The organism is Crocinitomix catalasitica ATCC 23190, assembly GCF_000621625.1.
Lineage (GTDB): Bacteria > Bacteroidota > Bacteroidia > Flavobacteriales_D > Crocinitomicaceae > Crocinitomix > Crocinitomix catalasitica.
Genome location: NZ_JHXV01000010.1, coordinates 136,973 through 162,296, shown reverse-complemented (window position 1 = coordinate 162,296; position 25,324 = coordinate 136,973). Strand labels below are relative to the sequence as shown.

General features: G+C 33.3%; 20 protein-coding genes and 1 pseudogene. 6 read left to right on the top strand and 15 right to left on the bottom strand.

The features are described from left to right. The first annotated feature begins 94 nt into the window (after positions 1-94). The 5 genes and pseudogenes from T367_RS0108470 (at position 95) to T367_RS0108450 (ending at position 4,835) form a co-directional block, all read left to right on the top strand. Complete coding sequence (locus T367_RS0108470; RefSeq protein WP_027419461.1) at positions 95-1,312, top strand: Nramp family divalent metal transporter; 1,218 nt, start codon at positions 95-97, stop codon at positions 1,310-1,312. Continuing rightward, positions 1,309-2,037 (top strand): annotated as a pseudogene (locus tag T367_RS21835) (LamB/YcsF family protein). Before T367_RS0108470 ends, T367_RS21835 begins: the two are co-directional and overlap by 4 nt. Next, positions 2,037-2,756 carry a 5-oxoprolinase subunit PxpB gene (pxpB, locus tag T367_RS0108460; protein WP_027419460.1) on the top strand — a complete coding sequence of 240 codons (720 nt, stop codon included), beginning with the start codon at positions 2,037-2,039 and terminating at the stop codon, positions 2,754-2,756. Before T367_RS21835 ends, pxpB begins: the two are co-directional and overlap by 1 nt. Next, a complete protein-coding gene (locus T367_RS0108455) occupies positions 2,750-3,586 on the top strand; it encodes a 5-oxoprolinase subunit C family protein (protein WP_027419459.1) in 837 nt (278 codons plus the stop codon). Before pxpB ends, T367_RS0108455 begins: the two co-directional genes overlap by 7 nt. An 85-nt stretch (positions 3,587-3,671) precedes the next feature. Further along, entirely contained in the window at positions 3,672-4,835 is a 1,164-nt protein-coding gene (locus T367_RS0108450; RefSeq protein ID WP_027419458.1) for a T9SS type A sorting domain-containing protein, read from the top strand. Between the two features lie 55 nt (positions 4,836-4,890). Here the strand turns inward: T367_RS0108450 and T367_RS21830 are convergent, their stop codons facing one another. Continuing rightward, positions 4,891-5,556: an inorganic diphosphatase gene (locus tag T367_RS21830; RefSeq protein ID WP_051568453.1), complete on the bottom strand. Its 666-nt coding sequence runs from the start codon at positions 5,554-5,556 to the stop codon at positions 4,891-4,893. Positions 5,557-5,660: 104 nt separating this feature from the next. Between T367_RS21830 and T367_RS0108440 the strand changes: the two genes are divergently transcribed. Then, entirely contained in the window at positions 5,661-6,431 is a 771-nt protein-coding gene (locus T367_RS0108440) for an SOS response-associated peptidase (protein WP_027419457.1), read from the top strand. On the opposite strand, the gene prmC is transcribed toward T367_RS0108440, so the two are convergent. The 14 genes from prmC to T367_RS24515 form a co-directional block, all read right to left on the bottom strand. Then, a complete protein-coding gene (prmC, locus tag T367_RS0108435) occupies positions 6,432-7,268 on the bottom strand; it encodes a peptide chain release factor N(5)-glutamine methyltransferase (RefSeq protein WP_169736042.1) in 837 nt (278 codons plus the stop codon). A 20-nt stretch (positions 7,269-7,288) separates the two neighbouring features. Then, the gene (locus T367_RS0108430) at positions 7,289-9,370 is read right to left on the bottom strand and encodes an OmpA family protein (protein WP_027419455.1); all 2,082 of its coding nucleotides are present in this window, start codon (positions 9,368-9,370) and stop codon (positions 7,289-7,291) included. Between the two features lie 155 nt (positions 9,371-9,525). Beyond that, entirely contained in the window at positions 9,526-10,131 is a 606-nt protein-coding gene (locus tag T367_RS0108425) for an outer membrane beta-barrel protein (protein WP_027419454.1), read from the bottom strand. Positions 10,132-10,194: 63 nt separating this feature from the next. Further along, on the bottom strand, positions 10,195-10,857 hold the full coding sequence (locus T367_RS0108420) for an HD domain-containing protein (RefSeq protein WP_245593033.1): 663 nt from the start codon (positions 10,855-10,857) through the stop codon (positions 10,195-10,197). Then, positions 10,854-11,738, bottom strand: coding sequence for a hypothetical protein (locus T367_RS0108415; RefSeq protein ID WP_157454171.1), 885 nt, complete (start codon positions 11,736-11,738; stop codon positions 10,854-10,856). Before T367_RS0108415 ends, T367_RS0108420 begins: the two co-directional genes overlap by 4 nt. A 42-nt stretch (positions 11,739-11,780) precedes the next feature. Then, positions 11,781-12,395: a DUF5683 domain-containing protein gene (locus T367_RS21825; protein ID WP_051568452.1), complete on the bottom strand. Its 615-nt coding sequence runs from the start codon at positions 12,393-12,395 to the stop codon at positions 11,781-11,783. Beyond that, the gene (locus T367_RS0108405) at positions 12,395-13,297 is read right to left on the bottom strand and encodes a ParB/RepB/Spo0J family partition protein (protein ID WP_027419451.1); all 903 of its coding nucleotides are present in this window, start codon (positions 13,295-13,297) and stop codon (positions 12,395-12,397) included. Before T367_RS0108405 ends, T367_RS21825 begins: the two co-directional genes overlap by 1 nt. 10 nt (positions 13,298-13,307) lie before the next feature. Continuing rightward, positions 13,308-14,108 (bottom strand): ParA family protein, encoded by an 801-nt coding sequence (locus tag T367_RS0108400; protein ID WP_027419450.1) that lies wholly within the window; start codon positions 14,106-14,108, stop codon positions 13,308-13,310. Between the two features lie 74 nt (positions 14,109-14,182). Then, positions 14,183-15,547 carry a cellulose synthase family protein gene (locus T367_RS0108395; RefSeq protein ID WP_245593032.1) on the bottom strand — a complete coding sequence of 455 codons (1,365 nt, stop codon included), beginning with the start codon at positions 15,545-15,547 and terminating at the stop codon, positions 14,183-14,185. A gap of 98 nt (positions 15,548-15,645) precedes the next feature. Then, complete coding sequence (locus tag T367_RS0108390) at positions 15,646-16,344, bottom strand: glycosyltransferase family 2 protein (RefSeq protein WP_027419448.1); 699 nt, start codon at positions 16,342-16,344, stop codon at positions 15,646-15,648. Between the two features lie 23 nt (positions 16,345-16,367). After that, complete coding sequence (locus T367_RS0108385) at positions 16,368-17,960, bottom strand: 4Fe-4S binding protein (RefSeq protein WP_027419447.1); 1,593 nt, start codon at positions 17,958-17,960, stop codon at positions 16,368-16,370. 2 nt (positions 17,961-17,962) lie between these two features. Next, a complete protein-coding gene (locus tag T367_RS0108380) occupies positions 17,963-19,294 on the bottom strand; it encodes an NAD(P)/FAD-dependent oxidoreductase (RefSeq protein ID WP_027419446.1) in 1,332 nt (443 codons plus the stop codon). Positions 19,295-19,399: 105 nt separating this feature from the next. Beyond that, positions 19,400-20,131: a mechanosensitive ion channel domain-containing protein gene (locus T367_RS0108375; RefSeq protein ID WP_027419445.1), complete on the bottom strand. Its 732-nt coding sequence runs from the start codon at positions 20,129-20,131 to the stop codon at positions 19,400-19,402. Between the two features lie 4 nt (positions 20,132-20,135). Beyond that, a complete protein-coding gene (locus tag T367_RS24515) occupies positions 20,136-25,187 on the bottom strand; it encodes a hypothetical protein (RefSeq protein ID WP_072032180.1) in 5,052 nt (1,683 codons plus the stop codon). Positions 25,188-25,324: the final 137 nt, after the last annotated feature.

Sequence of the window (25,324 nt, the reverse complement as noted above, 5' to 3'; positions counted from 1 at the left end):
TAGAATGATTTTAATTCTAAAATTAATGATAAATTATTAAAAGCAAATTGATAAATTCTAATTTGCAATTTGTATAATTCATTATATTGGAAAAATGAATTTTAACCCTTTCAAAAATATTGGCCCAGCAACTTTAATTGCAGCCGCATTTATTGGTCCAGGGACTATTACAATTTGCACATTAGCTGGTGTTAATTTTGGTTTTGCCTTATTGTGGACAATGTTATTGTCTATTTTTGGAACAATTATTTTACAAGAGATGGCTGCAAGACTTGGTCTAATCTATCAATCCGATTTAGCCAGCGCGATTCGAAAAGAAATAAAATCACCTATCATTCGAAATATTTCCATAGGATTAATAATTTCCGCAATAATCATTGGTAATAGCGCATATCAAGGTGGTAATATTTCGGGTGGTGTTATGGGACTATCTACGTTAATACCGAATTTCAACGCAAATATATTGGGACATGAATTTAACCTGCTACTTTTAATCTTAAGTTTTTTAGCTTTTATAATTCTTTATATTGGAAATTATAAGATTCTTGAACGAATACTTATTACACTCGTATTATTAATGAGTATTTCATTTGTTATTGCGGCATTTATAACAAAACCTGATCTTCAACTATTATTCAAAGGCATGTTCATTCCTTCATTTCCCGAAGGAAGTTTATTAATGATACTCGGTTTAATTGGTACGACAGTCGTTCCATACAACCTCTTTCTGCATTCATCAATCGTTCAAAAGAGGTGGTCAAAAACCAGTGATTTAAGAAAAGTCAGAAAAGACACGATCGTATCTATCTTATTAGGAGGATTCGTTTCTATGGCAGTAATTATTGCCGCGGCATCAGCTAAAGGAGGCACTGTTGAGAATATGGCTGATTTAGCAACAACATTAACGCCTTTATATGGTAAGTTTGCTAATGTTTTATTAGGTTTTGGCATGTTTGCCGCAGGACTAACATCAGCAATTACGGCTCCATTAGCTGCTGCTTTCGTAGCAAAAGGCTGTTTAGGTTGGAAAGGTGAAATGAAGTCCGTTCAATTTAGGAGTATTTGGATTTTCGTACTCCTATGCGGAACATTAATAGCCATAATCGGTAAAAAACCGATTGCAATCATCTATTTTGCACAAATTACAAATGCATTACTCTTACCGATGATCGTTATTTTTTTAATTTGGGTAATGAACAGATCTGCAATTGTTGGCAAATTTAAAAACAATATATACCAAAACTTTTTTGGTGCTTTGGTCCTATTCCTAACATTAGTCTTGTTAATTAAAACCATTAGCACATTTCTATGAATGATCTTTGGAAAAATATAGATATTAACTGTGATTTAGGTGAAGGTATTGCCAATGAATCTGATATCATGAATTATATCACATCATGTAATATTGCTTGAGGAGGTCATTTTGGTGATCGCTCCACATTCAAAGAAACTGCTCGCAAAGCATTTGATAATAATTTAAAAATTGGAATTCATCCTTCTTACCCAGATAAAATAAATTTTGGAAGAAAGAGTTTGACCATTAACAATAACGATCTGATTAGCGCATTAAATGAACAAATTGAGCTAGGTTTAAATTCTGCGGAAGAATTAAATATAAAAATCAACCACATTAAATTGCATGGCGCCTTGTATAACGATTTGGTTTCAGACTTCAATAAATCGAATCTAGTTTTAGATTTATTAAAATCTTATCAATATCCTTTTGCTATTTATGCCCACCCTAATTCACAACTCATCAATTTAGCAAAACCATTTTTTGAAGTCGTTCCTGAAGCATTTATTGATAGAAATTACAATTCGGATGGTACTTTAGCTAGACGAACTGAAAAGAATGCATTAATTGAAAATAGTATGCTCGCATGGAAACATTTGGAACGGATGGTTGAAGAAAATAGGATTATGATCGACATCGATCAATTCATTCCCTTAGTTGCTAAAACATATTGTATTCATGGCGACAATGATTTTGCCATTGAAATATTAAAAGAGATTCAAAACCAAATAGCTAAAAAATAATGGGGCTAGCTCTAAATTCAATTCCTTTCGGTGAATCTGCGGTCCTTAATACTTGGAAGGATAAAGTCAACGATAACTTATTGGATCGTATTCTTTACACAAAACAATTATTCAATACGTTATTTGGAGATGAAATAATTGAAATGGTAAATACATATAATTCGTTATGTATTTATTTAAAAGCAGGAATTGATCCTTTTCAATTTTCAGAGAAAATAAATTCACTTGATCTTAATACTGAAAACGCTAGTATAAATCAAACCTTATGGAAAATTCCAATTTGTTTTGATGATAAATTCGCTTATGATTTACCAGAAATATTAATCGAGAAAAAGCTATCCAAGGAATTATTTATAGATCTATTTACAAAACCGAAATATAGGATCCATTTCATTGGTTTTTTACCGGGGTTTACATATTTAGGAGGATTGAATCCTGTCCTTTCATATGCGCGCAAGTCTTCTCCAAGATTAAACGTACCTAAAGGTTCTGTTGGAATTGCAAATGAGCAAACAGGTATTTATCCACAACAAAGTCCTGGGGGTTGGCAAATTATTGGTCAAACACCTTTAGAAATATTTAATGTTAACAATCAATCTCCCAGTCCTTTTAAATCAGGAGATAGTTTTCAATTCTATGATATAACAATTAATGAATTTGACCTATTAACAAAAAAACCGCTTGATTGGAACAATTATAAAACAAGATTCGAATGTTAGAGTTATTAAGCAGTGGAATTCACACAACTCTTCAAGATGCAGGACGTTTTGGATATAGAAATTTCGGCATTCCCCTCTGTGGCTTTATGGATCAACATTCAGCTAAAGTAGCAAATAGCTTAGTTGGCAATTCTTTAAACACTGTTTGTTTAGAATTCGTTCACAGCGGTCCTATTTTAAAATTCTACTCACCGACCTATATCGCTATTTGTGGTGCTCAATGTGACTTAAAACTAAACGATAAAATAGTTCAACAGAACCAATTGTTGCAAATTAAAGCTAATGACATCTTAAAAATAGGACAAGTAAGAGAAGGTAATTATGGCTATTTAGCAATAGCCGGTGGATTTAATTCGACTGAGATAATGGGAAGTAGTAGTTTTTATCCAGGAATTACCGAAATATCACGTTTAACAAAAACGATGAGAGTTGATTATAATCCATTAACCAAATTTACACCAAACAAGCAAAGTCAGCTCGAATTGATCCGTATTGATCAAGAAATAAAGGTATTTGAAGGTCCAGAATTTCATCAATTATCTGATCTAACAAAAAATAAGATTCTCTCGCAAAAATATGCTGTATCTAGTTTGAGTAATCGAATGGCAAACCGATTAGAAACGACTAAACAAATAAAAGGATTTGAGATAATATCAGGACCAGTTCAACCAGGAACAATACAACTTACACCAGGAGGAGATTTTATAGTTTTGATGCGTGATTGTCAAACAACTGGTGGTTATGCACGCATTTTACAACTAAGTGAAATGAGTATTAATTTACTTGCTCAGAAAAAGATCAATACCCAATTCCAAATTAAGATTATTTAACGCATTAAAAAGCATTTTTTTATGGTGCAACTTTCCGCTAAATAAATTCGTTATAAACTTAACGTTTAATTAAAAAATAAACTCTATGAAACAAATTTTACAGAAAATTTCAATTATTTTTTGCCTGTGCTTTGGGGTATCCTCAGTATATGGACAAATTGTCGATGGTCATGCTTATTTAGTAGGAGACTATGTCGTTGTGGGTATTAATGCGAAAGGTTACGAGGGAGCGCCATGTATAAATCCAGATTCCTTGTATTGTCGTGGGGGTGGTGAAAATATTGGTTTTGTTGCCAATCCTCAAATGGATGATTGGACTGAATATAATGGCGATTTTTTTATGCCAGGATCACCTGAATGTGGTTTCGGTTTAACTTATACATTGGATGGGGTACAGTATACTAAAGGAAATAATGCTACAGCAGGTCTATTTGAAATACCAGGAGAACTTACTGATTATTACGATTCTGTTGACTCCACTATTGTTACTTGGGTTGGTGAAGTTGACGGCATTGAGTTAACAATTGTCTACTCTTTACAAAAAGATCAACTTTATTATTCAACCGAAATGACAATAGCGAATACTGGTGATGAAACTTTTGAAAATGTTTTTTATTACCATAATTTCGATCCAGACAATAACCAATCTATTTCGGGATCGTTCGTAACGACAAACACAATTGATTCTCAAAGCGGAATGGCTGACGATTCTTGCATTGTTTCTGCGACACAAGACATGCCGTGGGTAAGTAAAGTAACTTTATATGCTTATGGAAGTGAATGGAAAGCATACTATGGTGGCTTTATGAATAGAAATGGTGAATGGATGTGGAATGGTGATGAAGGTTTAACAACAGAAGAAGATGCATCAATTACTGCGGATCAGGCTATTGGTTTAGCATATAAAATCACTTCTTTACCTCCAGGAAGAGCTGGTGGAGAAACTTTTGGCTTTGGAACAACTTTCGATGCCATACCAACATTTGTTGACGAACCAGGTGATGTAGGCTTAGCTGATCAATTATTGACTGATTGTAATATTTTCCCGAATCCTACTCAAGGTAATTTGAATGTACAAACTGAAGGAGCGTTTAATTATCAAATTATTGACTTAAAAGGAAGTGTTGTTTTAACAGGTAATGGCACCGATAATGCGATTATTGATGTAACTGCAATTGACAAAGGGACATATATCATTACAGTAATTCAAAATTCAAGAGTTAAAACTGAAAAGTTAATTCTGAATTAATCGAATAAATTTTCAATTTTCAAATCGCCTAATTAGTTTGCTAGTTAGGCGATTTTTAATTCTTAACAATGGACAATTCTAAAAGGTGCATGGCTTCACTGACATCTCCATATCCTTGAAACACCATTTTTCCGGGACCTTTATAATTTGTAAACCAAATTTCAATTAGTTTGGTCAGATCATTTTTAGCACTATCTAATTCTTGAATATTGTTAACATCGTAATATTGACTCTCAGCGCGAATAGCGATTAATTTATCATCCTGTTCTCCTTTATCTAATAACTTTAATACGCCTAAAATTCTACATGGCACAACTGTTCCTTTTGGAATTGGATCGCCAATAACTATAATATCTAATGGATCCCCGTCGCCTCCTTCTTCTTTAGGTAATAAAGTATTTGGAATCATTCCATAATTCACTGGATAAGGCAAATACTCAATCTTACGCGGTTTACCTTTTTTCGTATTTAACTCTAATTGACCAGTTTTCTTACTCACCTCCCACTTCTCTCGGGTTCCTGTTGGAATTTCAATTAAGGCATTAATAAAACCTTCAGAGTCATAAGTGTTTACATCTTTTAAAAGATTGCCCTCGTTCAAATTAAAAGAATTATCAATTTCTGAATTTACTTTATCTTTAACTAGGTTGTTGTTTTCTAATTCATTACAAGAATTAAGTAATAAAGTTCCAAGGAATAAAATAAATGTAATTTTAAACATGTATATTGAATATTATAATTTTTAGCAAATTTAGCCGTAAATGATGTTTAAGAAATCCTATTAACATAAAATTATTATAGAATTAACATTCTTAGTCTGACCGTATGTGCTACGATATAAAAAGTCAATTAGAGTCACAATTAAAATATGCCAAAAGGTATACACCTGAACTTGTACCCGAGATTCTAGAAAAATTAGCACCATATCTGGACAAATTGGATCATCAACATACATCAGCTTTTAAACAGCCAAATCTTTTAATCTATGACGATTTAAAATCCGCACCACAAATTGCGCAATGGGGCTTAATTCCACATTGGACAAAGAACGAATTAGATGCAGATAAAATTTGGTCAAAAACTATTAACGCACGAGGTGAGCATATTTTTGATAAACCATCTTTTAAACTGGCTGCAGAAAAGCAAAGAGGTATTCTAGTAGTAGATGGCTTTTTTGAGCATAAACATGTCAATAAAAAAGCTTTTCCTCATTTTATTCAAGCTGAATCGAAGGAAACATTAAACCTAGGTTGTTTATGGGATGTATGGGAAAATACGCAGACAAATATTAAGCTTAAAACCTTTTCAATCATAACGACGCGTGCCACACCTTTCATGGAAGTCATTCATAATAACCCCCAATTAAATGAAGGAAGGATGCCTTTGATACTTGATGATAAAAACCTTTCAACTTGGTTATCTGATGTTGATTCAGACAAGATAAAAGCTTTAATTCAACCTAATAAAATCAAACTTAAAGCGCATCCCGTAAAAGCCATTCGTGGTAAAAATATAATGACGAATAATTCGAATGTTACTGACGAACACTACTATCACGAATTAAATCCTCCTAAAACTTTATTTGATGACTTTTAACTAAGGTAATTTGGCGATCATCATTCTATCCTTATTCTGCATATCCTTTTGAATAAGAATATCGATAAAACCAAGCTCGTTTAACATCTCTGTCATTTCTACACCAAAGTCTTCGTGAATTTCAAAGAAAAGCAATCCTCCTTTAACCAGTTTTTGAGTGGCCAACAAAGCAATTCTTTGGTAAAACATTAAAGGTTTGTGATCAGGAACAAATAGTGCAAGATGCGGTTCAAATTCAAGTACATTCATCCCCATTTCAGCTTTGTCCAATTCAAGTACATAAGGAGGATTAGAAATAATCACATCTAAATCTTTAAAATCATTCAATTGATCAATTAGAATGTCAAGCTGATAAAAGTCAATTTCTACATGATTAAGTTCCGCTGATTTTTTTGCTAATTGAATAGCATTTGGGTCGATATCTATAGCTGACATACTTGCTTTAGGCATATGTTTTTTTAGGGCAATAGGAATGCAACCACTCCCCGTTCCTATGTCTAATATTTTTGATTGAGGATTAACTTTATGAATGACCAAATCAACCAATTCCTCAGTTTCAGGTCTTGGAATTAATACAGATGAATTAACTAATATATTACAATTATAAAATTCTGTTTCCCCTAAAATATATTGAATCGGTTCGTTAAGTGCTAATCTTTTAACAACCCCTCTTAGCGAAAGCATTTCAGATTCAGACAAACGTTTATCTCCCCTGTTAACCTCTATTCTATTCAAGCCAAAGTAATGTTCAGCAACCCAATAATAAAGGTTATCAATCTCTCTTGCTTCGCACACATCATTCAACTGAGCATGAAAATAAGCCTTAAAATCGTTCAATTTATTTGATTCAACGAACATTAATTGGCATCAATATAAAAGTCAGTTCTTCTGTTTAACGCTCTATTCTGCGCCGAGTTATTTGGCACTTTAGGTTTAGATTCGCCAAAACCTTCAGACTTTAATCGACTAGCTTCAATTCCTTCACCAACAATATAATCTAGTGACGCTTTAGCTCTATTCGCACTTAAGGTTTTGTTGGAAGCATTATCACCAACATCATCCGTATGACCTTGTATTGTTACTTTAATATTTGGGTTTGACTTTAAAAATTTCACAAATTGATCTAATATAAATTTAGAATCTTCAGTAAGTTCCCATGAATCAGTTGCAAATAAAATATCATCAATAGTAAAAGACTTTCCTACTTTTATTTCATCGATTTCCATTTTTATATCCTTTGTAAAGACATTATCAATTTTTGCTACTTCAGATTTCTTAATCAATTTTGTATCAAAAGAGTGTCCTTCCTTCTTCACCGTCACCATCACATCTTGGGGATCGTCAGCTTTAACAATCGCAGCAAACTTTCCATCATCACCATTGACTTTAAATTCAATATTTTCTTTAGAATCTTTATAAGACACTTCAACAACAGCATCTTTAATCGGATTACCTGCTTCATCCTCCATAATACCAGTAACAAACTTTACTTTCTGCGGTCTCGCTGCTTCATACAATTCGAAATAATAAATATCATATCCTTTAGACTCAGCACTTCTTGTTGTATAATAAGCTAAATGTCCATCCGTTGAAACGACCAATCCTACTTCATTCTCTTGAGAATTTATAGGATAACCAATATTAATAGGCTTTTCCCAATCCCCATTATCATTCTTTCGTGCATAAAAGATATCAGAACCGCCAGCACCTAATCTATCTGGTGCACAATCAGAAACAAAATAAAGCGTTTCGCTATCCTGATGTAAAAAAGGAGCTTTATCATGACCTGCTGAATTGATTGGACCTGGTATAGGTTTAGCTTGACTCCATGATCCATCTGCCTTACGGGTTGAGAAATAAATATCCGTTAAAGCAGATCCATTTCTCCAACTTGCAAAGTAAAGTGTATTGCCATCAGCCGACAAAGTTGGTTGCGCTTCCCAACCATCTTTCGTATTAATTGCTGGTCCCATATTTTCGAGGTCTGTCCAAATAAAGTCGTTACCGCCTTTACCCGATCTTTCGAACGTTGTTCTATAAATATCACAATTGGCATGTGGCTGGTATTCGACTTCTTCACAAGCACAGATAAACATCTCTTTATTATCTAAAGACAAAGAAACCCCTCCATAATTCGAATAGTTACTTGTATTAAATGGTTTAGCTAAAGGAGACCCTGAATTAAAGTCACTATTAACATCTGGCCTTTGACTCACTGTAAACTCTTCTATTACTAAATTTACTACACCTGAAGGTGCTTTTGACTTGCCTTTTCTCGTATAAAAAATGATTTGATTATCTGGTGAAATCATTGGCAAGTATTCATCTTTTTCAGAAGAAACAAATTTCACTTCAGTCGCATTAAAAGGGACTAGATTTGTGAAAAAATCTTCGTAAAATTTTAATTCTGGCAGAATACCTGAAATTTCTTTCTTCTTAGTCCCATAATCATCTGCATATTTTTCTGGATCACGTTCATTAAAATCTAGAAACTGTTGGAAATAATTCGCTGCTTCTTTTTTATCATTCATCAATAACGCGATATAGCCCAACTTATAATAGGGATCTGAATGAAATTCTGGGCAGGCGTTAATGACTTCTAGATATCCTTTTTGTGCACCTCTAAAAGCCGTTTGAACCTGTCCGAAGTTTGCTCGACCACTTTCATAACTTTTATTTACTTTTTCTGCTTTCTTAAAATTATATTCAGCAAATAGAAAATTTAAATAGGCGTTTTCAGGTGCTAAACTTCTCGCTTGAATGAAGGCGTCCAACTTCCCGTGATCGTCTGTTTTCGGACTTTCAGCGGTACTAATTAATTTCATGACCTTTTTATCCGGCTCTAAACAATTCTCATTTTCTTCGTCCTGCGCATAAGCTACGGATATCGAGCCAAGTGTAGTAATTGTAAATAAAACCAATACTGAGAAGTTCTTCATGTTTTAAAAATGCTTTAATGTGTATTGTTCAAATATTATACCACATAGTCAATTACTATTATAGCGTAACTTTGATTGAATATAATCAATAGTTCAAAAATACAATTTCGTTACAAATTTCAATAGAGTTTTTATCCATTATCAACTGTTAATAATTAGATATAAAAACGCATCAATACGTCCAAAGACAAAACATGGCTTGAAGTGTTATCAAATACTATCGAATTACTATTGTTAAGATTAAGTAATTGATATCTCGCTTGGAGACCAATCTCAAAGAAACCATTATCTGTTTCACGCAGATTATTCACTCCTAAAGTTAAAAACGGTTGTACCTTATTAATGATAGGAGAAATATCTGATCTTATACCTCCGAATCTTGTCCTAGAAATAAAATTATAATCTACTCCAGTTCCAACTATACCGTACCAATCAGCCTTTAAATTTATATTGAAACTAAGCGGTATCTGCACTGTATTAAATCGAGTTGTACTGATAAAAACATTATTCGCTATAACATCATATGAACTAAAAATGTAATTAAGTCCCGTATTAAAAGATGTATATTCAGATAACCAATACTTTACAGGAATTCCAGCCGTAAATCCAAAGCCACTTTCAGACGACCGAATACTCGTTGTTTTACTTTTATGAAGTAGTAATTTCCATGATGGAGAGATTTCCGCACCTATTTGCAATCCACTTTGAGCTTTTACATTTTCTGCACAAATCAGCAGAATCAATACAATTATTTTTTTCATGAACCCCTATTTTTAATGACTAAGTAAAGTTAATGATTAATAAAATTTTAATTCCCTTCAAACCTATTTTTTTCCATTCCATTCTGCAAAAAACTGACTTAAAAATTGTTCCATAAAAACATGTCTTTGTTCTGCCATTGCAAGACCAGTTTTGGTATGCATCCCATCTTTCAATTTCAATAGTTTTTCATAGAAATGATTAATCGTATGCGACTTAGAAGTTTTTAATTCTTCTAACGATTTAAAGGTTACAGGTTCGATGCTTGGGTCGTAAAGTAAACGATTGAACTTACCGCCAAAAGCAAAAGTTCGCGCAATACCTATTGCTCCTATAGCATCTAATCGATCCGCATCCTGAACGATTAATCCTTCTAGACAATTCATTTCGTTGGCTAAACCACCTTTATACGAACTGTTCTGTACAATGTAAATGACTTTATCGATGATTGCCTGATCTACTTTTAATGGAATTAATATTGAGTGTATTCTTTCAATAGCTAGATTTTGAGCATCATCATTGAATTTATGGTCGGCAATATCATGTAGCAATGCACTTAGACTTATAATGAATAAATCTCCTCCTTCAATTTTATGGATAGACAAAGCATTTTTATATACCCGCTCAATATGAAACCAATCATGACCAGACGCATCTTTTTCGAAAATATTTTTAATGTGTGCCTTTAACTTACCGACCACATCCATCTGACTGTCTGATAATTTCATTTATACTCTTTAATCATATCAAAAACTATAGATGCTGGTTCTTGCCTATAAACTTTCATCAATTCAGTAAACCAGTTCTCTCCTATTATCTCATCAAAAGCGGTTATTGTTTCTAGCAAATTCTTATCGTTTCCACGACAACATTTTTGATATTCAACAAGTACATCTTTAAATCGAATGCCTTTTTCTTCGAACAGTTTTTTATCTATGATATAGAAATAGCTAGCACTCCCATAATAAACAGTGCCGTATTTATTATTAGAGAATAATAATTTAGATTGCTCTATAAAGTTGGTTTCTCCGTTGATATAGGCTTCTTTTTTATCCATTATTCTATGGTAGTAAATGGAATCGAATTCCGCTTGCGTGATCAATCCAAGTTCCATATTAATTTGTCGACTTAGAAAGGTAGCAAAACCTTCAGAAAACCATTTATTATCTCTACCAATAGCACCTATCGCTAAATGACTAATTTCATGTGGAGCAATCCAATCATCTAATAATTCATCGAGATTAGCTGAAGGATTCACATAAAGGTTCAACTTTTCAACTTCCCCTCTTTTTGTAGATCCAAAACTTACCGCTCGATTTTGAGCATCATTATAATAAAAATAGACATCGATATTAAATAGATAAGTCCCTAGTGTTCTTTCAGCTGCAGAAAAAACAGAGTCAACCCATGATATCAGCCCTTCTTTATCATCTTCTTTAAATTCTTCGCTAAAAATATACTTAATCTTATAGTCGTCCTCAGCAACTTCATCCACTTGTATAATAGATAGATTGGCACCGTTAGAAACAGGCTCTGAATTCGATGAATCACAAGAAATCATCAAATAATTCAGTGTCAAAAAGACGAGGGTAAACGATGCATACTTCATGGTATTCGATTTTAAAACTTTTTTCGTTGCGTCCAACAATCCTTAATACAAAGAGAGTCTTAAACTCAAGCCTGGATAGTTGCCAGCCATTAAAGTTGGCGCCCAAGCAAAACTCAAGTCTTCAGAGATATCAAAACTTACAAAATGTGCATCAACATATGCCTCCAACACATTTAATCCCCAAACACCAATAAATGCAAAAATAAAAATATCACGACGTTTAGCATACAAGTTGAACCCTTTGACTTCTACTGTTTGTGATTGGGCGTTTAGATACTGATATCCTTCAATTAAAGCATTTTGATCTTCATAATGAGATAAGCGCTCATCTAGTATTTCACCATCGTTAAGCTCACGAAAAAGGTATTCCTTTTTTATTAGATTAGCCATTTGGTTATTCTGGTAGAAATAATAGGCACACGCACCCAATCCACCGTAAATTATAGGCGTTTTCCACCAAGCTCTATGCTTTTTATTCGCGTATTTTCTATAACCAATTTCATTATAAATCTGACCTGAGCCTGGAATTATCGTTGATAATAATGCCGCACGATTCAAATTGTGATGATAAGAAGTATCCAAACGAACAGAGTCTTTGGGATTCGCAAAGCCAGTAATACTATATAGAAGACAGAAGATTACTGTATACCTGGTCATTATTTTTGATTAATAAAATCGTTGATTTCTTTTAGCTCTTTCTCAGATTTAAAATTAATAACGATTTTACCTGCACCTTTATTGTTGGTTGACACCTGCACTTTTGAATTTAAGTTATCTGTCAAAAAAGATTGTAATTCAATTGCCGTATCACTTAGATCTGCAACCTTGGCAGGCTTAGATTCATCTTTATCAGTTGTTGATGATTTACCTTTTTTGATTAAAGCTTCTACATCCCTTACAGATAGTTCTTTTTCAATTATCTGTTTAAAAATCTCTAATTGATAATCTTCTTCACCTGCAGATACAATTGCTCGGGCATGCCCCATCGAAATTAAACCTTCACGAATTCCTATTTGAATTGGCACGGGCAATTTTAAAAGTCTTAAAAAGTTAGCAATATTTGAACGACTTTTACCGAGCTTCTTACTCAATTCTTCTTGCGTGAATTCACATTCATCAATCAAACGTTGATAAGACAAACCTACCTCAATTGCATTTAAATCAACACGTTGAATATTCTCAACCAAAGCCATTTCTAACATGCTTTGATCGTTAGCTATTCGAATATAGCATGGTACTTCAGTTAAACCTACCAGTTGAGAAGCTCTAAATCTTCTTTCACCAGAAATAAGTTGATATTTGTCTCTACCCAGTTTACGAACCGTTAATGGCTGAATTATTCCATGCGCTTCGATAGAACTTTTCAATTCTTGTAATCCTTCTTCCTCAAACTGCGTTCTTGGATTAAAAGGATTCGCTTCAATTAGACTTATTTCGATAGACGAAATAGAACCAACTGTTTTATTATTTTCAACACCAATATTTGTTGATGTATAATCCGTATCATTATTATCTAATAACGCACTTAACCCTTTTCCTAAAGCCCTTTTCTTAGTCATCAATATTATCTTAAATCAATTGTTTGTCTTTGTTTTTCATTTTAGTGAGATCATTTTTTTGGAGGACCTCTCTAGCAAAATTCAAATAATTAATTGATCCTTTACAAGTTGCATCGTGCATTATAATTGTTTCTCCAAAACTTGGTGCTTCCCCCAGTCTGGTATTCCTGTGAATAATTGTATTAAAAACCAATTCTTGAAAATGCGTTTTCACTTCATCAACAACTTGATTGGCCAATCTTAACCTTGTATCATACATTGTTAAAACAATTCCTTCAATATCCAAATCAGGATTCAGTCTTGTTTGTACAATTTTCACTGTATTCAATAATTTTCCTAAACCTTCTAAAGCAAAATACTCACATTGTACTGGAATAAGAACCGAGTCCGCAGCCGTTAAAGCGTTTACAGTAATTAATCCAAGAGAAGGAGAACAATCTATAATAATAAAATCATAATCACTCTTAACCCCTTCTAACGCTTGTTTTAATTTATACTCTCTATTAGGCATATTAATCATTTCCAATTCCGCACCAACTAAATCGATATGCGCTGGAATGATATCTAAATTAGGATTTTCAGTTTCTAATATTAATTCACGAGCATCTGTTTCATTTACTAATGAATCATAGATACTTTTCTGAACATTTCTTGGATCAAAACCAACACCTGATGTTGCATTTGCCTGAGGATCTGCATCAATTAGCAATGTTTTATACTCAAGCACACCAAAACTAGCACCTAAATTTATTGCTGTTGTAGTTTTCCCAACTCCCCCTTTTTGATTTGTAATTGCTATTATTTTACCCATTAAATTCTCCTAAAATTGTACGAATATCAAAGATACCTTTTTTATGCTTAGAATCGATAATTGTTGAAAACTTATTATTCTTGAAACTGTTCTTTAAGGGTATAGATAGCAACAGTGAAAAAGCCTATGAACAGCATGAACTGAAATGGAATCATACCATAATATTCGAATTTAAAACTCGTGTAAATACCATAAATAAAATAGATTGCGAGCAAAAATTCCATTACAGTTGAGAACTTCAATTTTTGATAAATGTATACGTTCTTCTGCCATTTCTTTTGACTACCAGACACATTAAATTTAGGTGTACGAACGAATGCAGTTTTTTTGCCGATATAAGCCAATAAAATTCCTTGTGTATTATAGAAAGACAATCCTAATGAGATAGTTAAATATTGAAAAAAGCGCCAAACAAAAATGACACCTCTCGCCCATTTTTTTCGATGGGGCTCACGATATGACACCCAATAGAATCGCATTAATAATATTGTACTTATAAAAAAGACTGCCATCCAGGATAAAAACACATCAATATTATCATTCCCTGCAGCTGCATATATAACTGGTACAGATAAGATGGCTGCTAAAAAAACGAATATATAAACAGTACTATTAAACAAATGTGCTAAGCCATGTAAACGATCAGAAAAACGCAAATTCGATTGAAATAAAAGCCGAAGGGACATTTTCTTAAAATTCTCAGCACCTCCCTTGGTCCATCGATACTGTTGGTTTTTAAGCGCTGAAATTGCAACTGGTAATTCGGCTGGAGAAAAAACATTTTCTAAATACTTAAAACGCCAACCTTTTAGTTGCGACCGATAGCTTAAATCTAAATCCTCTGTTAATGTATCATTCTGCCAACCTCCAGCATCTTCAATCGTTTTCAAACGCCAAACACCTCCGGTACCATTAAAATTAATAAAATGATTCTGTGAACTCCTTCCCACCTGTTCAACACTAAAATGTGCATCCAAGCCAAATGCCTGAAGTTTGGTTAGTAATGAGCTATCTCTATTTAGATGCTCCCACCGTGTTTGAACCATTCCAATCCCTTTATCTTTAAAATAAGGCAACGTTTTATAAAGAAAATCAGGATCAGGAATAAAGTCTGCATCAAAAATTGCAATAAATTCGCCAGTTGCACTTTTTAAACCATGCTGCAATGCTCCCGCTTTATAACCTTTTCGATCATCTCTTAAAACAAGAACGATATTCACGCCTTGATTTTTATATTTTTTAATACTATTCCTTAGAATCTGAGTTGTTATATCAGAACTATCGTCTAGGACTTGAATTTGTAATTTGTCAGCAGGATAATTAATCTTTGTTACCGCATCAATAATACGTTCAGCGACATATTGTTCGTTATAAAGGGGTAATTGAATTGTAACAAACGGAAATTCTTTAAGTGGTACTATCTCTTCGATTTCTTTCAATTTCGCTGACCGGTACGCGCGACTTAGGTTGAACTGTAAAACTGCATAACCAAAAATGATTAATAAGCAGATGAAATAAAATATTGCAAAAATCCAGATCATAAATACTTAAAAATTGCGAATATTATTTTATAACCAGCTAAAATTGTTCCTTTTATCGTGCCTGACACTTTAGAAACACCGATTCGTTTTTTATAATTTACAGGTACTTCTGTATATGTTAATTTATGTTTGGCGGCTTTAATCTGCATTTCAATTGTCCATCCATAGGTTTTGTCATCCATTTTTAACAATAATAATTTATCATATTTAATGGCCCTAAACGGTCCTAAATCAGTATATCGAACGTGATAAAACAGTCGCATCAATCTTGTTGCTAACCAGTTCCCAAATCGTTGAGGAAAGGTCATCGATCCTTTCTCTTTAGCACCTAAAGCCCTGGAGCCAATTACTAAATCAATATCATCATTCAAAATCGGAGCAACTACAAGACTTAATTCTTTAGGATAATCTGAAAAGTCCCCGTCAATAAAAACGACGATATCAGGTTTCTCATTCATTTGTGAAATATAATCTAAGCCTTTTAAACAGGCCCAACCATATCCTTTTCTTTGCTCATCTAAAACCGTCGCTCCTGCTTCTAAAGCAACATCTTTAGTTCGATCAGTCGATCCATTATTACAAACCAAAACTTCTGAGATAATTTGATGTGGCAATTCGTTTATTACTTTACCGATAGACTTCTCTTCGTTTACGGCAGGAATAATAACTACAATTTTAGGTGTCGGTTTCAACATTTAATTAATTTAAGCTCGCAAAATTACTGATTCAATTTAAAACCATTATTACCTAGTACTATTGGACCTTCATTACCAAATCGTCCTTCTTCTGGTCCATTTTCTAATTTAAGGACACCTCTTGGGCAAACTGCAGAACAAACACCACAACCAACACATGAAGAACGAACAATATTTTGTCCTTTCTGGGCATAAGCACGTACATCAATTCCTTGCTCACAATAAGTTGAACAATTACCACAAGAAATACATTGACCACCATTGGTTGTTATTCTAAAACGCGATTTGAAACGTTGCACAATTCCCATGTATGCTGCTAATGGACAACCAAATCGACACCAAGAACGGCTACCAAGAATTGGATAGAACCCTGTTCCAATTACACCAGCAAAGATAGAACCGATCAAGAATCCATACCATGAACGTACATCATAAGCAGAAATACCAAACAACATTTCTTTGCCATCCATCTCTGGATTATTGAATACATTATAAGTTAAATAGCCTGTAAAAATTGTCATTATGATTGCGAAAACTAACACGCCATGAATCATCCATCTCTCCATTTTCCATGTCCACATTTTCTTGTTTGACAAATGTCTATATGGATCACCTAAAGTCTCAGCCAAACCACCGCAACCACATACCCAAGAACAATACCATCTTTTACCAAAGAAGTATACCATGGTTGGCACGATAATAATTGATAAAACAATTCCCCAAACAAATATAAATTTCCCAAAATTCCCACTATCAAATAAATTCTGAACATTCCATTCGAATAGAAAGTAATAGTCTAAAGGCCATGCATTCTTCAAATCCTTACCTGGAAGATCAAACATGGGTAAAATTTCGACCAATAAAAACGCAAATATGATTTGAAATAGCACCACAGTTATCGTTCGAACGATTTGATAACGATTATGACGGTATTTAATAATCATTCGAATTCCCATTACCGTCATCGATGTGGTATACAATAATCCGTATAAAAACCATTTTGAAGCTTGTTCAGTTGGAATGAATAATTGCTTTAGCGGATCGGCAATCGCGATCATATTTGCAATAGTTGAAGGATTAAAGTAAAGCAATATATAGAATGTAACTAACCAAACTCCTGTAAGAATGCCGATCCAACCTCTATTGGTTGCGCTATCATGGTAAATTCCATCATTCTTTATACCTGGAGGTCCTTTTAATTTAAGGTCACTCAATATATAGATTAAAGAACCTATTATACCTAAACCAAAAGTTAGAAATAATAACAACCACTTATTATCTACTGGCGGTCCAATTGTTGACGAACGAACCAATTTTAGTGAAATATCCTTAACAGGTGTCCACATTACATTGTCCCAATCTTCTTTAGCTTTTAGTTCTTCATTAATTTCGTTAAAAATATCTTCAAAGGCATTTGAAAATGAGATACTATTACTAAATTCTTTACCTACTAACGATTCATTTAAACGGGTCTGTAAATTACCTAACTCTTGCTCGTTGAGCTGTTCGATCATTACTTTTTCTGTCAACTGAACAGTTCCTAAAAATGGTAAACTGGTAAAAATTAACAAGGCTAAAAGGAATAAGCCCATTCCAAAATATTTTACTTTCTGCATCTTTAGTTCGTTATTAAATTTCTCCACCAAGACTTAGGCTTCAGTTGAATATTTAGATTTGTTTTTGTATTAAATGCATTGATAATTTCCTCTTCATAGAGTCGATAGAATTCAGGATCAAAATTTGCTGTTTTTAAATTCTGCATTACCGTTTCGATTGACGCACTCTCATTCAACCATTTATCAAATAGATCATGTCTTAATCGGATTCCAAAAACATTAATTCCTTTGAATAAACCTGTTGATTCGTCCCAAACAATATGTAAAGCTATTTCACCGCTTTTATGCTCCCAATAAAAGTCGATTTCCCCTTCTTTCATTTTTGCAAATACCCATCCGTAAGTTTGGTATTCAATATCGAAAAATTTCGCCGAATTAAACCAAGGTCCGGGTGTGTATGCCTTCTTATTCCCCGTTATAGTTTGAGCTAAAGTCTCCCCCATTATTCGACCGGTATACCAAACTTGTTCGATATTCTTTCTGCCATCGACTCCTGTTTTAAATTGGGCACAATCACCTATAGCATATACATCTTGGACATTTGTTTCAAAAAAAGTATTAATAACAACACCTCTTTCGACATCAATGCCAGAACCTTTAATAAAATCTACATTTGGCGAAACTCCTGCAGTTAGTCCAACAATTTCACATGGAATTATTTCACCTTTCTTCGTTCTAATTTCTTTCACTCTTCCATTATCGTCTGCAATTATTTCATCTAACTCCTCATTAAAACGTAGATCGACGTGATGTTTTTTGATGTGTCTTCCAATTAATTCAGATTCTTCTTTTGGTAGAACTCCTCCCCAAAAATTATTTTCTCGAACAAGAAATATAACTTTAACGCCTCTTGTTATTAGCATTTCAGCCAATTCGACACCAATTAAACCTCCACCTATTAAAACTGCAGTTTTAGCAGCCTTAACATTCTCTTCAATGCTTTCAAGATCTTGTTTTGAGTATAACCCTTGCACACCTTTAAGGTCTTGCCCAGGCCAACCGAACTTATTAGGCTTTGAGCCGGTAGCTAAAATTAATTTATCATAATTGATCGTCTCACCATTAGACATCAATAATGTTTTATTATCTGTAATTATCTCTGTAACTAAGCCATTTTTTAAATCAATTCTATTTTTTTCCCAAAACCAAGCTTCGTAAGGTTGAATATCTTCGAATCTCATATGTCCCATAAAGACATACATTAAAGCTGTCCGTGAGAAAAAATAATCTGATTCTGCTGAAATAACAACGATTTCGTCATCACTTAATTTACGAATGTGCCTTGCAGCCGTTATACCTGCAACCCCATTTCCTATAATTACTACTTTACTCATGGTTAGAAATTAAGTTTAATTTCAATCGAATTTCAACTTGAAATAGCCTTATTTAAAAAATCAATTGCTAATAAGTCGTAAGCAGTTTGAATTACTTACAAAAAATTATTTCATAAAATTATTTACCAATTCAGTTGAATTGACTTGACGTCTGATATAATCAATAGCCTTTAATAAAGTAGCTTTATCTACAGCATAAAGTGTAATCAATATACTTTTCTCATCTATAAACTGCACTTTATTCCCTTTTGTATTCACTGTCCAAGGACAAGAATACAACCAAAATTCAACCAATTGAATAGCTTTAGTTTCGTGGCCTTGAACTAAATTTAACTTAAATTTCTCAGATAACAACTTACCTTTTACCTGTCTCTTAATTAAAAGATTACCATTTAATTTAAAATAAGGAACATAAACTATTTCGTCTGTTTCTGTTTTAATTTGAATATTAGTTTTAGTCAATCGATCTATAAATCCGATATGATTATCGAACTGTACAGGATCTTTCACCTCAAAATTTTTCTGTAGTTTGAAAATGATCCCATTAAAAAAGTTCCGCCAAAAATTGAATCCGATCAATGCTATTAAAAACAACAGAATTAAGGATGTCAGTAAACTATCATGTATTAAAAGCGAAATACCTATCATGAAATAAGTCGTCCAAATAATCACTTCTAATTGGAAAACAGTAAACCTTAATCGCTCTTTCGTTTGCCTTGATTTCAAAAAAGGGATTAAGTAGTTTTTAATCAGATAAAAGACACCTGCAATTAAGGCAGCACCCGCAGTCAAAATCACAATAGTATAAAAACCAATATTATCTAATTTTAGATTCATCTTATTATTTAAAATATCCTAATTCAATTAGCCAATTCTCAATATATGGCTTAATTTCTTTTTTAAGCAGGTAACCTCCCCGTTCATTTTGTTTACAAATACCTGATGACTTCATAGCCATTAAAATCTGATCAATCCACAATTTATCATGGGCTCCATACAATTTATATAAATCAGTGGTCTTAATATTGTGATGAATGAATAGTTGGTAGATTAAATTTTGCCATTCAGGCTTATCAATTAATGGCAATTCATTTAATACCGGATTATTAATCAGGATTGTATTTTCTTCCTTATCGTTGATTGCTGTGATCCATTGTTGAAGTGCAACCCCAACGACTCCAGAAGAGGTAGTGTGGTATTTATTCAGATATTTCTGAATTTTAGACTGGGACATATAACGACTTTCCACCTCGTTAATTTGTAATTGAAAGCCACTGGTTAAATGTCTTGACCAAATCGCATCTCTGAGCTGTGTTACCGTTAAAGGTGCTAATATAACAGTTTGAGCAAGGGCATTTTGAATGGTTGTGTTTTCACTAAATATACTGTATGCATGAATATTAGCATTCAGTAAAAAGTAGAACTCAGAACCATATTCAGCTATTATTTCTGACAATTCATTTAAAATTTCATCCCCACCCTTAGTTTTTCTCCACCACTGTTCTATATCTTCAAATATAAACACCGTTCCTTTTGGAATTTTATCAAAAACCTGTCTATTACCTTCTTTAACGCCTGCAACGCGCTGAATAGCGTAATACAAATCCTTTTTACGACCTGAATTATTAATTGGAGGTTGTATTTGCAAAACTTTTGATTTCAATATATGATTCGCGATATGCGATGTTAGAAACGACTTTCCACTTCGCGCAGAACCTAGAATCATGATTCCACCAGGTTTGCCTGAATCAATAGATTCGATCGCAGCATTTATTCGCTCTAGCTCAGATTGTCTATTTGAAATTGTTGCACTATCAGAAAAATGAGTTCCTAAATAAAGTTGTTTATAGAAAAATGGTAAATCTTCTTTCGCTTCTATTTTACGATAAAAATTAGCCAATAGACCTTGTTCACTTATTAAATCTCTATATGAACGCTTATACTCTATCGCGGTTAAATCGTGCTGTTTACGAGCGAAATAATCAAATATTAGACTAATCTTCTCACCTAATTTATTATTTGCTTTTTTAAGTGAAAGACCAACACCTTTTCTCTTTTTATGCTTCTTTGCAAATTCATGTAATCGCTCTTCTTGCTCTATTATATTATTGATTTCAAGTTCATCAATTAGTCGATTCTTTTGTTCCTCAAATTGAACTAAAAAGCTTTCAACTGTGAGATCGTGTGAAATATTAATTTCTCTAATCTCTTTATCAATAAATTCGAAAGTCTCTTGTAGCTTGTCAGTTGTTGTTGCTTGAACAGCATTATCAATTTCCTCCTGAAGCACCAATGTTGAATTAATTATTTTACCAATATTTCTTTTTAGTTGGTCATAAAAATTCTGTATTTGCTCGTACATAGGATCCAAATAATCGGACCGAACCATATATTCAGCAATATCTCTTAGTGCAATTTTTTCAGTCTCAATCTCCTTACCTTGTTCGTTTTTAATCGAATTGATAGACTTTGCAGTCATCAGTTCAATTTCTTCCGGAAGATAGTTAACCTCACTTAAAACTTTCTGCGTAAAATCCTTAACCGCCTTCTCCGCATTGAAGAAAAATTCATCCGCTAAAGGCAGTTTGATTATTGAAATTTCTTCTTTAACTCCAGACTTCAGTGCGCTCTCTACATTTGCAAGACCTGTGACCAATTGATCAAAATTATTACTGATTTGAATTAAGTAATTCTCATTAATTGAATTTCTGAATTCATCACTGTATTTTTGGATATTCGTACTAAAATCTATGAGAAAAAAGTCTGCTTTCAGTTGATAAGTAAATAGAATTAAATTACGATAAAAATAACTTGGGAATGAACGAATTCCCTTTGATAATTTTTGAAATTGTTTATGCGAAAGCTCAGTATATTGATGTTCTAGCCGCTGTTTATAGTCTTTAAATTGAATTATATTAGATAGCTTATTAAATTCATCAATTTCTTTGTTTCGAACTCCTGTATAAAATGAGTTTACCAATCTGTTGGCTGAATTAACAATTTCATCTAAATTATCTTTCAATTGCGTTTGACATTCTAATTGATTCAAATTGTCCAAACCTTTTTCTTCAATACTATCTAATAACTTCCAGATAACTTCATTCAACAGTGCTCTACTTTTATGAAGTAATAATAAATTTTCATAACCAAATAGAACTAACTCGTTGTAGTTAATTTCTAGTATTTTACCGAACCACAATCGTTGAATACTGTTTCTAAAGGCTATTTTTCTTTTGGTGTTGATTAAATTTCCATTTTTATCTATCACTTTAGACACTTGCAATTTAGTTTGCAAATAAGAAATTGTTTTCTCTTTCTGTTCTAAAAACTCTGCAACGGAGACATCAAAACGGTCATACACTTCTGGTAATTCATGTTCCAAAGCATCACTATAAATATCTTGTATTTGATGCAATGTTTTACTGAGTAATTTGTAAATTTCTGCCTGACTCTTAGTTTCAAAAGCATTATTCAAAAATGAATGAGTTTTATCTGAAACGCGTGCAAATAAGTTCTCTTGATAATTCTTTATTTCTTGAACGGAATTCGTTATTAGCTTATTAACTGTTTCTTCGAATTGATTATCCAATGCTGAAATTCCAGCATTCCAAAGCTCATCTTCACCAAGAATAAGAGGCTTTGATTGAATCAAAGTAGTTGCTTTCGGTTCGAAATCTAAATTTATATGCTCTATCTTCAGATCCGTCTCATCGAATTTAGTTGAAGCTTTAACCAAAAGCGTTGTACCAATCACACTCACCAGATTATTGGTACGTTCTACAAAATCTGCTCTATTCTCACTTTTAATTTCAGGAATGCCAACAAAAATAAGATCAGCGTCATGAGAATGAATTTTCATCAATTCATAAAATGGTTTTTGATCGATATCATTTTTCAATACTTTAACCGTTGCTTTTACTCTAAATTCTTCGAGCACCGAATGAATTTTTTTCTCAATAATTTTCACATCAGCATCGGCATTGTTCACTGTTAAAACCCTGATATTTGCCCGTGACCAATTCGGAGAACTTGTGATAAACTTAGCGAGTACAAGCATTAATTCAGCGTTGTTTTCAGCTCCTCTCCACCATAAATCAATCTTTTCCTTTTTACCGAAGCCCCATCTTTCGTCATAATCAAGATAGAGTACATTATGATCTAACTGAATCAACTTCTCAGTCATATTAGTAAACCAGATAGGATCTTTAGTTTGTCCCGGCCAATTCATCAATACGGTATTCGGTTCAATTCCAGAAAAACCAAAAGTACATGCGATTGACTCTACACTTTTAAATACATTTTGAACTTCAATTTTTCGACCGAAAATTCCATGTTTATCGAGCTCTTCATCCGAAACAGATTCTTTATTCTTCGGGAATAATACTTTAGCCTCAGGATTTTCATGTAAATCGAAATTTGTAACGATACCATTTTGACCAGCGATTGCTTTACTAAATTCGATCATTTTACTCCGATGAATACTATCAGCACTGAACATCAAAATATTAGGCGTCCAATTCCTTTTATGATCATCCTTTGCTTCCATTCGTTTTAAACCTTTACGAACGATAGTTGCCCAAACAGATTGCCAAATATCTCCAGTACCAAGCGCAACCTGTTTACGTGATAAGTAGAAATAAATTCCGCCAATGATTACAAAAGCAGCAATCATTGCGAGCAAATTCAATTGAGACATCACAATAAAAGTCGAGATAAACCCAAGTAGGCCAACCCATTTTTTAACTTTAAAAGTTGGTTTGAAATCTGAGCTTGCCCAGCTCTCAAGAAAGAAAGACAGATTTATAAAACCGTATGCCGCGAGATAAAACATCGTAACAATTTCCGCTATAACATTCAGGTCACCAATTAAGACACCTGCTTCTGCAATAATCACCGTCAATATCAATGCTTTCCTCGGTTCGTTAGCCTGCCCTACACCTTCAGCAAAAGTTTTCGGAGTAATTCTATCAACCGACATCGCTTGTAGAATTCTTGGTCCTCCCAGAATTCCACCTAAAGCGGATGATAACGTTGCACCCCAAACACCTATAAATACAAGAATATTAACTGCTGCAAATTGAAAAAGAGCATTAGGGTTGTTAATCAGAATATCTTCATCAATTGAAAGGGAAATAAAAATGGCTAAAACAATGTAAATGATTAAACCAGTACCGATAGATAGCATTGTTCCGAAGGGAATCGATTTTTTAGGATCCTTAAGATCACCTGACATTGATACACCTGCGGTAAACCCAGTCACAGCAGGAAAGAAAATGGCAAAAATAGCAAAGAAGCCAACTGTTTCTGAGATTGGACTTGCAACAGTTGTTATCAAATTATCTGACGACCCCAAAAAGATCGAAAACAATGACACTAAAATTAGCGCGAGGATAATAAATTGCGTTTTAAGCGCTATTGATGTTGAGATTAATGCAAGTATGGTTAAAGTTAAAAGTCCTAAGCTTCCTGTGATTCGATAAGAATTAGTTAAAGCACCTTCGATCGGCGTTTTAACTCCATTCACTGTTTCGTATCCAAAACCAATCCATTGATTAAATATTTCGGCAAAACCGACCATATACAGTGCTATACTCAATGCCATAGCAGCGAATAAAGTTAACCCTAAGGCGCCACCAATCGGTAAACCTAAACTTCTGGACAGCACATAGTACACCCCCCCTGCACCGACCTTTTTATCTGTTGCAATTGAAGAAATACTTAAACCTGTTGTAATAGAAATTACATGGGCTATTAAAATGATTATGATTGTTGATAGAAGACCAGCGTTACCAACTACCCATCCCATACGGAGGTACATAATAACACCAAGGATTGTAAGAATAGAAGGTGTAAAGACACCAGTAAACGTTCCGAATTTTTTGCTTTTAGCCATAATATTTATGAAGAACTAAGCTAAAGGAAAAAAATTAGAAATTGATAAGAATTCGTCATAAAAAATTGAATCAAAAAATTTCTATTAAAAAATAGACAAAGGTTAGTATTAATAGAAGGTTTTGAATATATTTATCC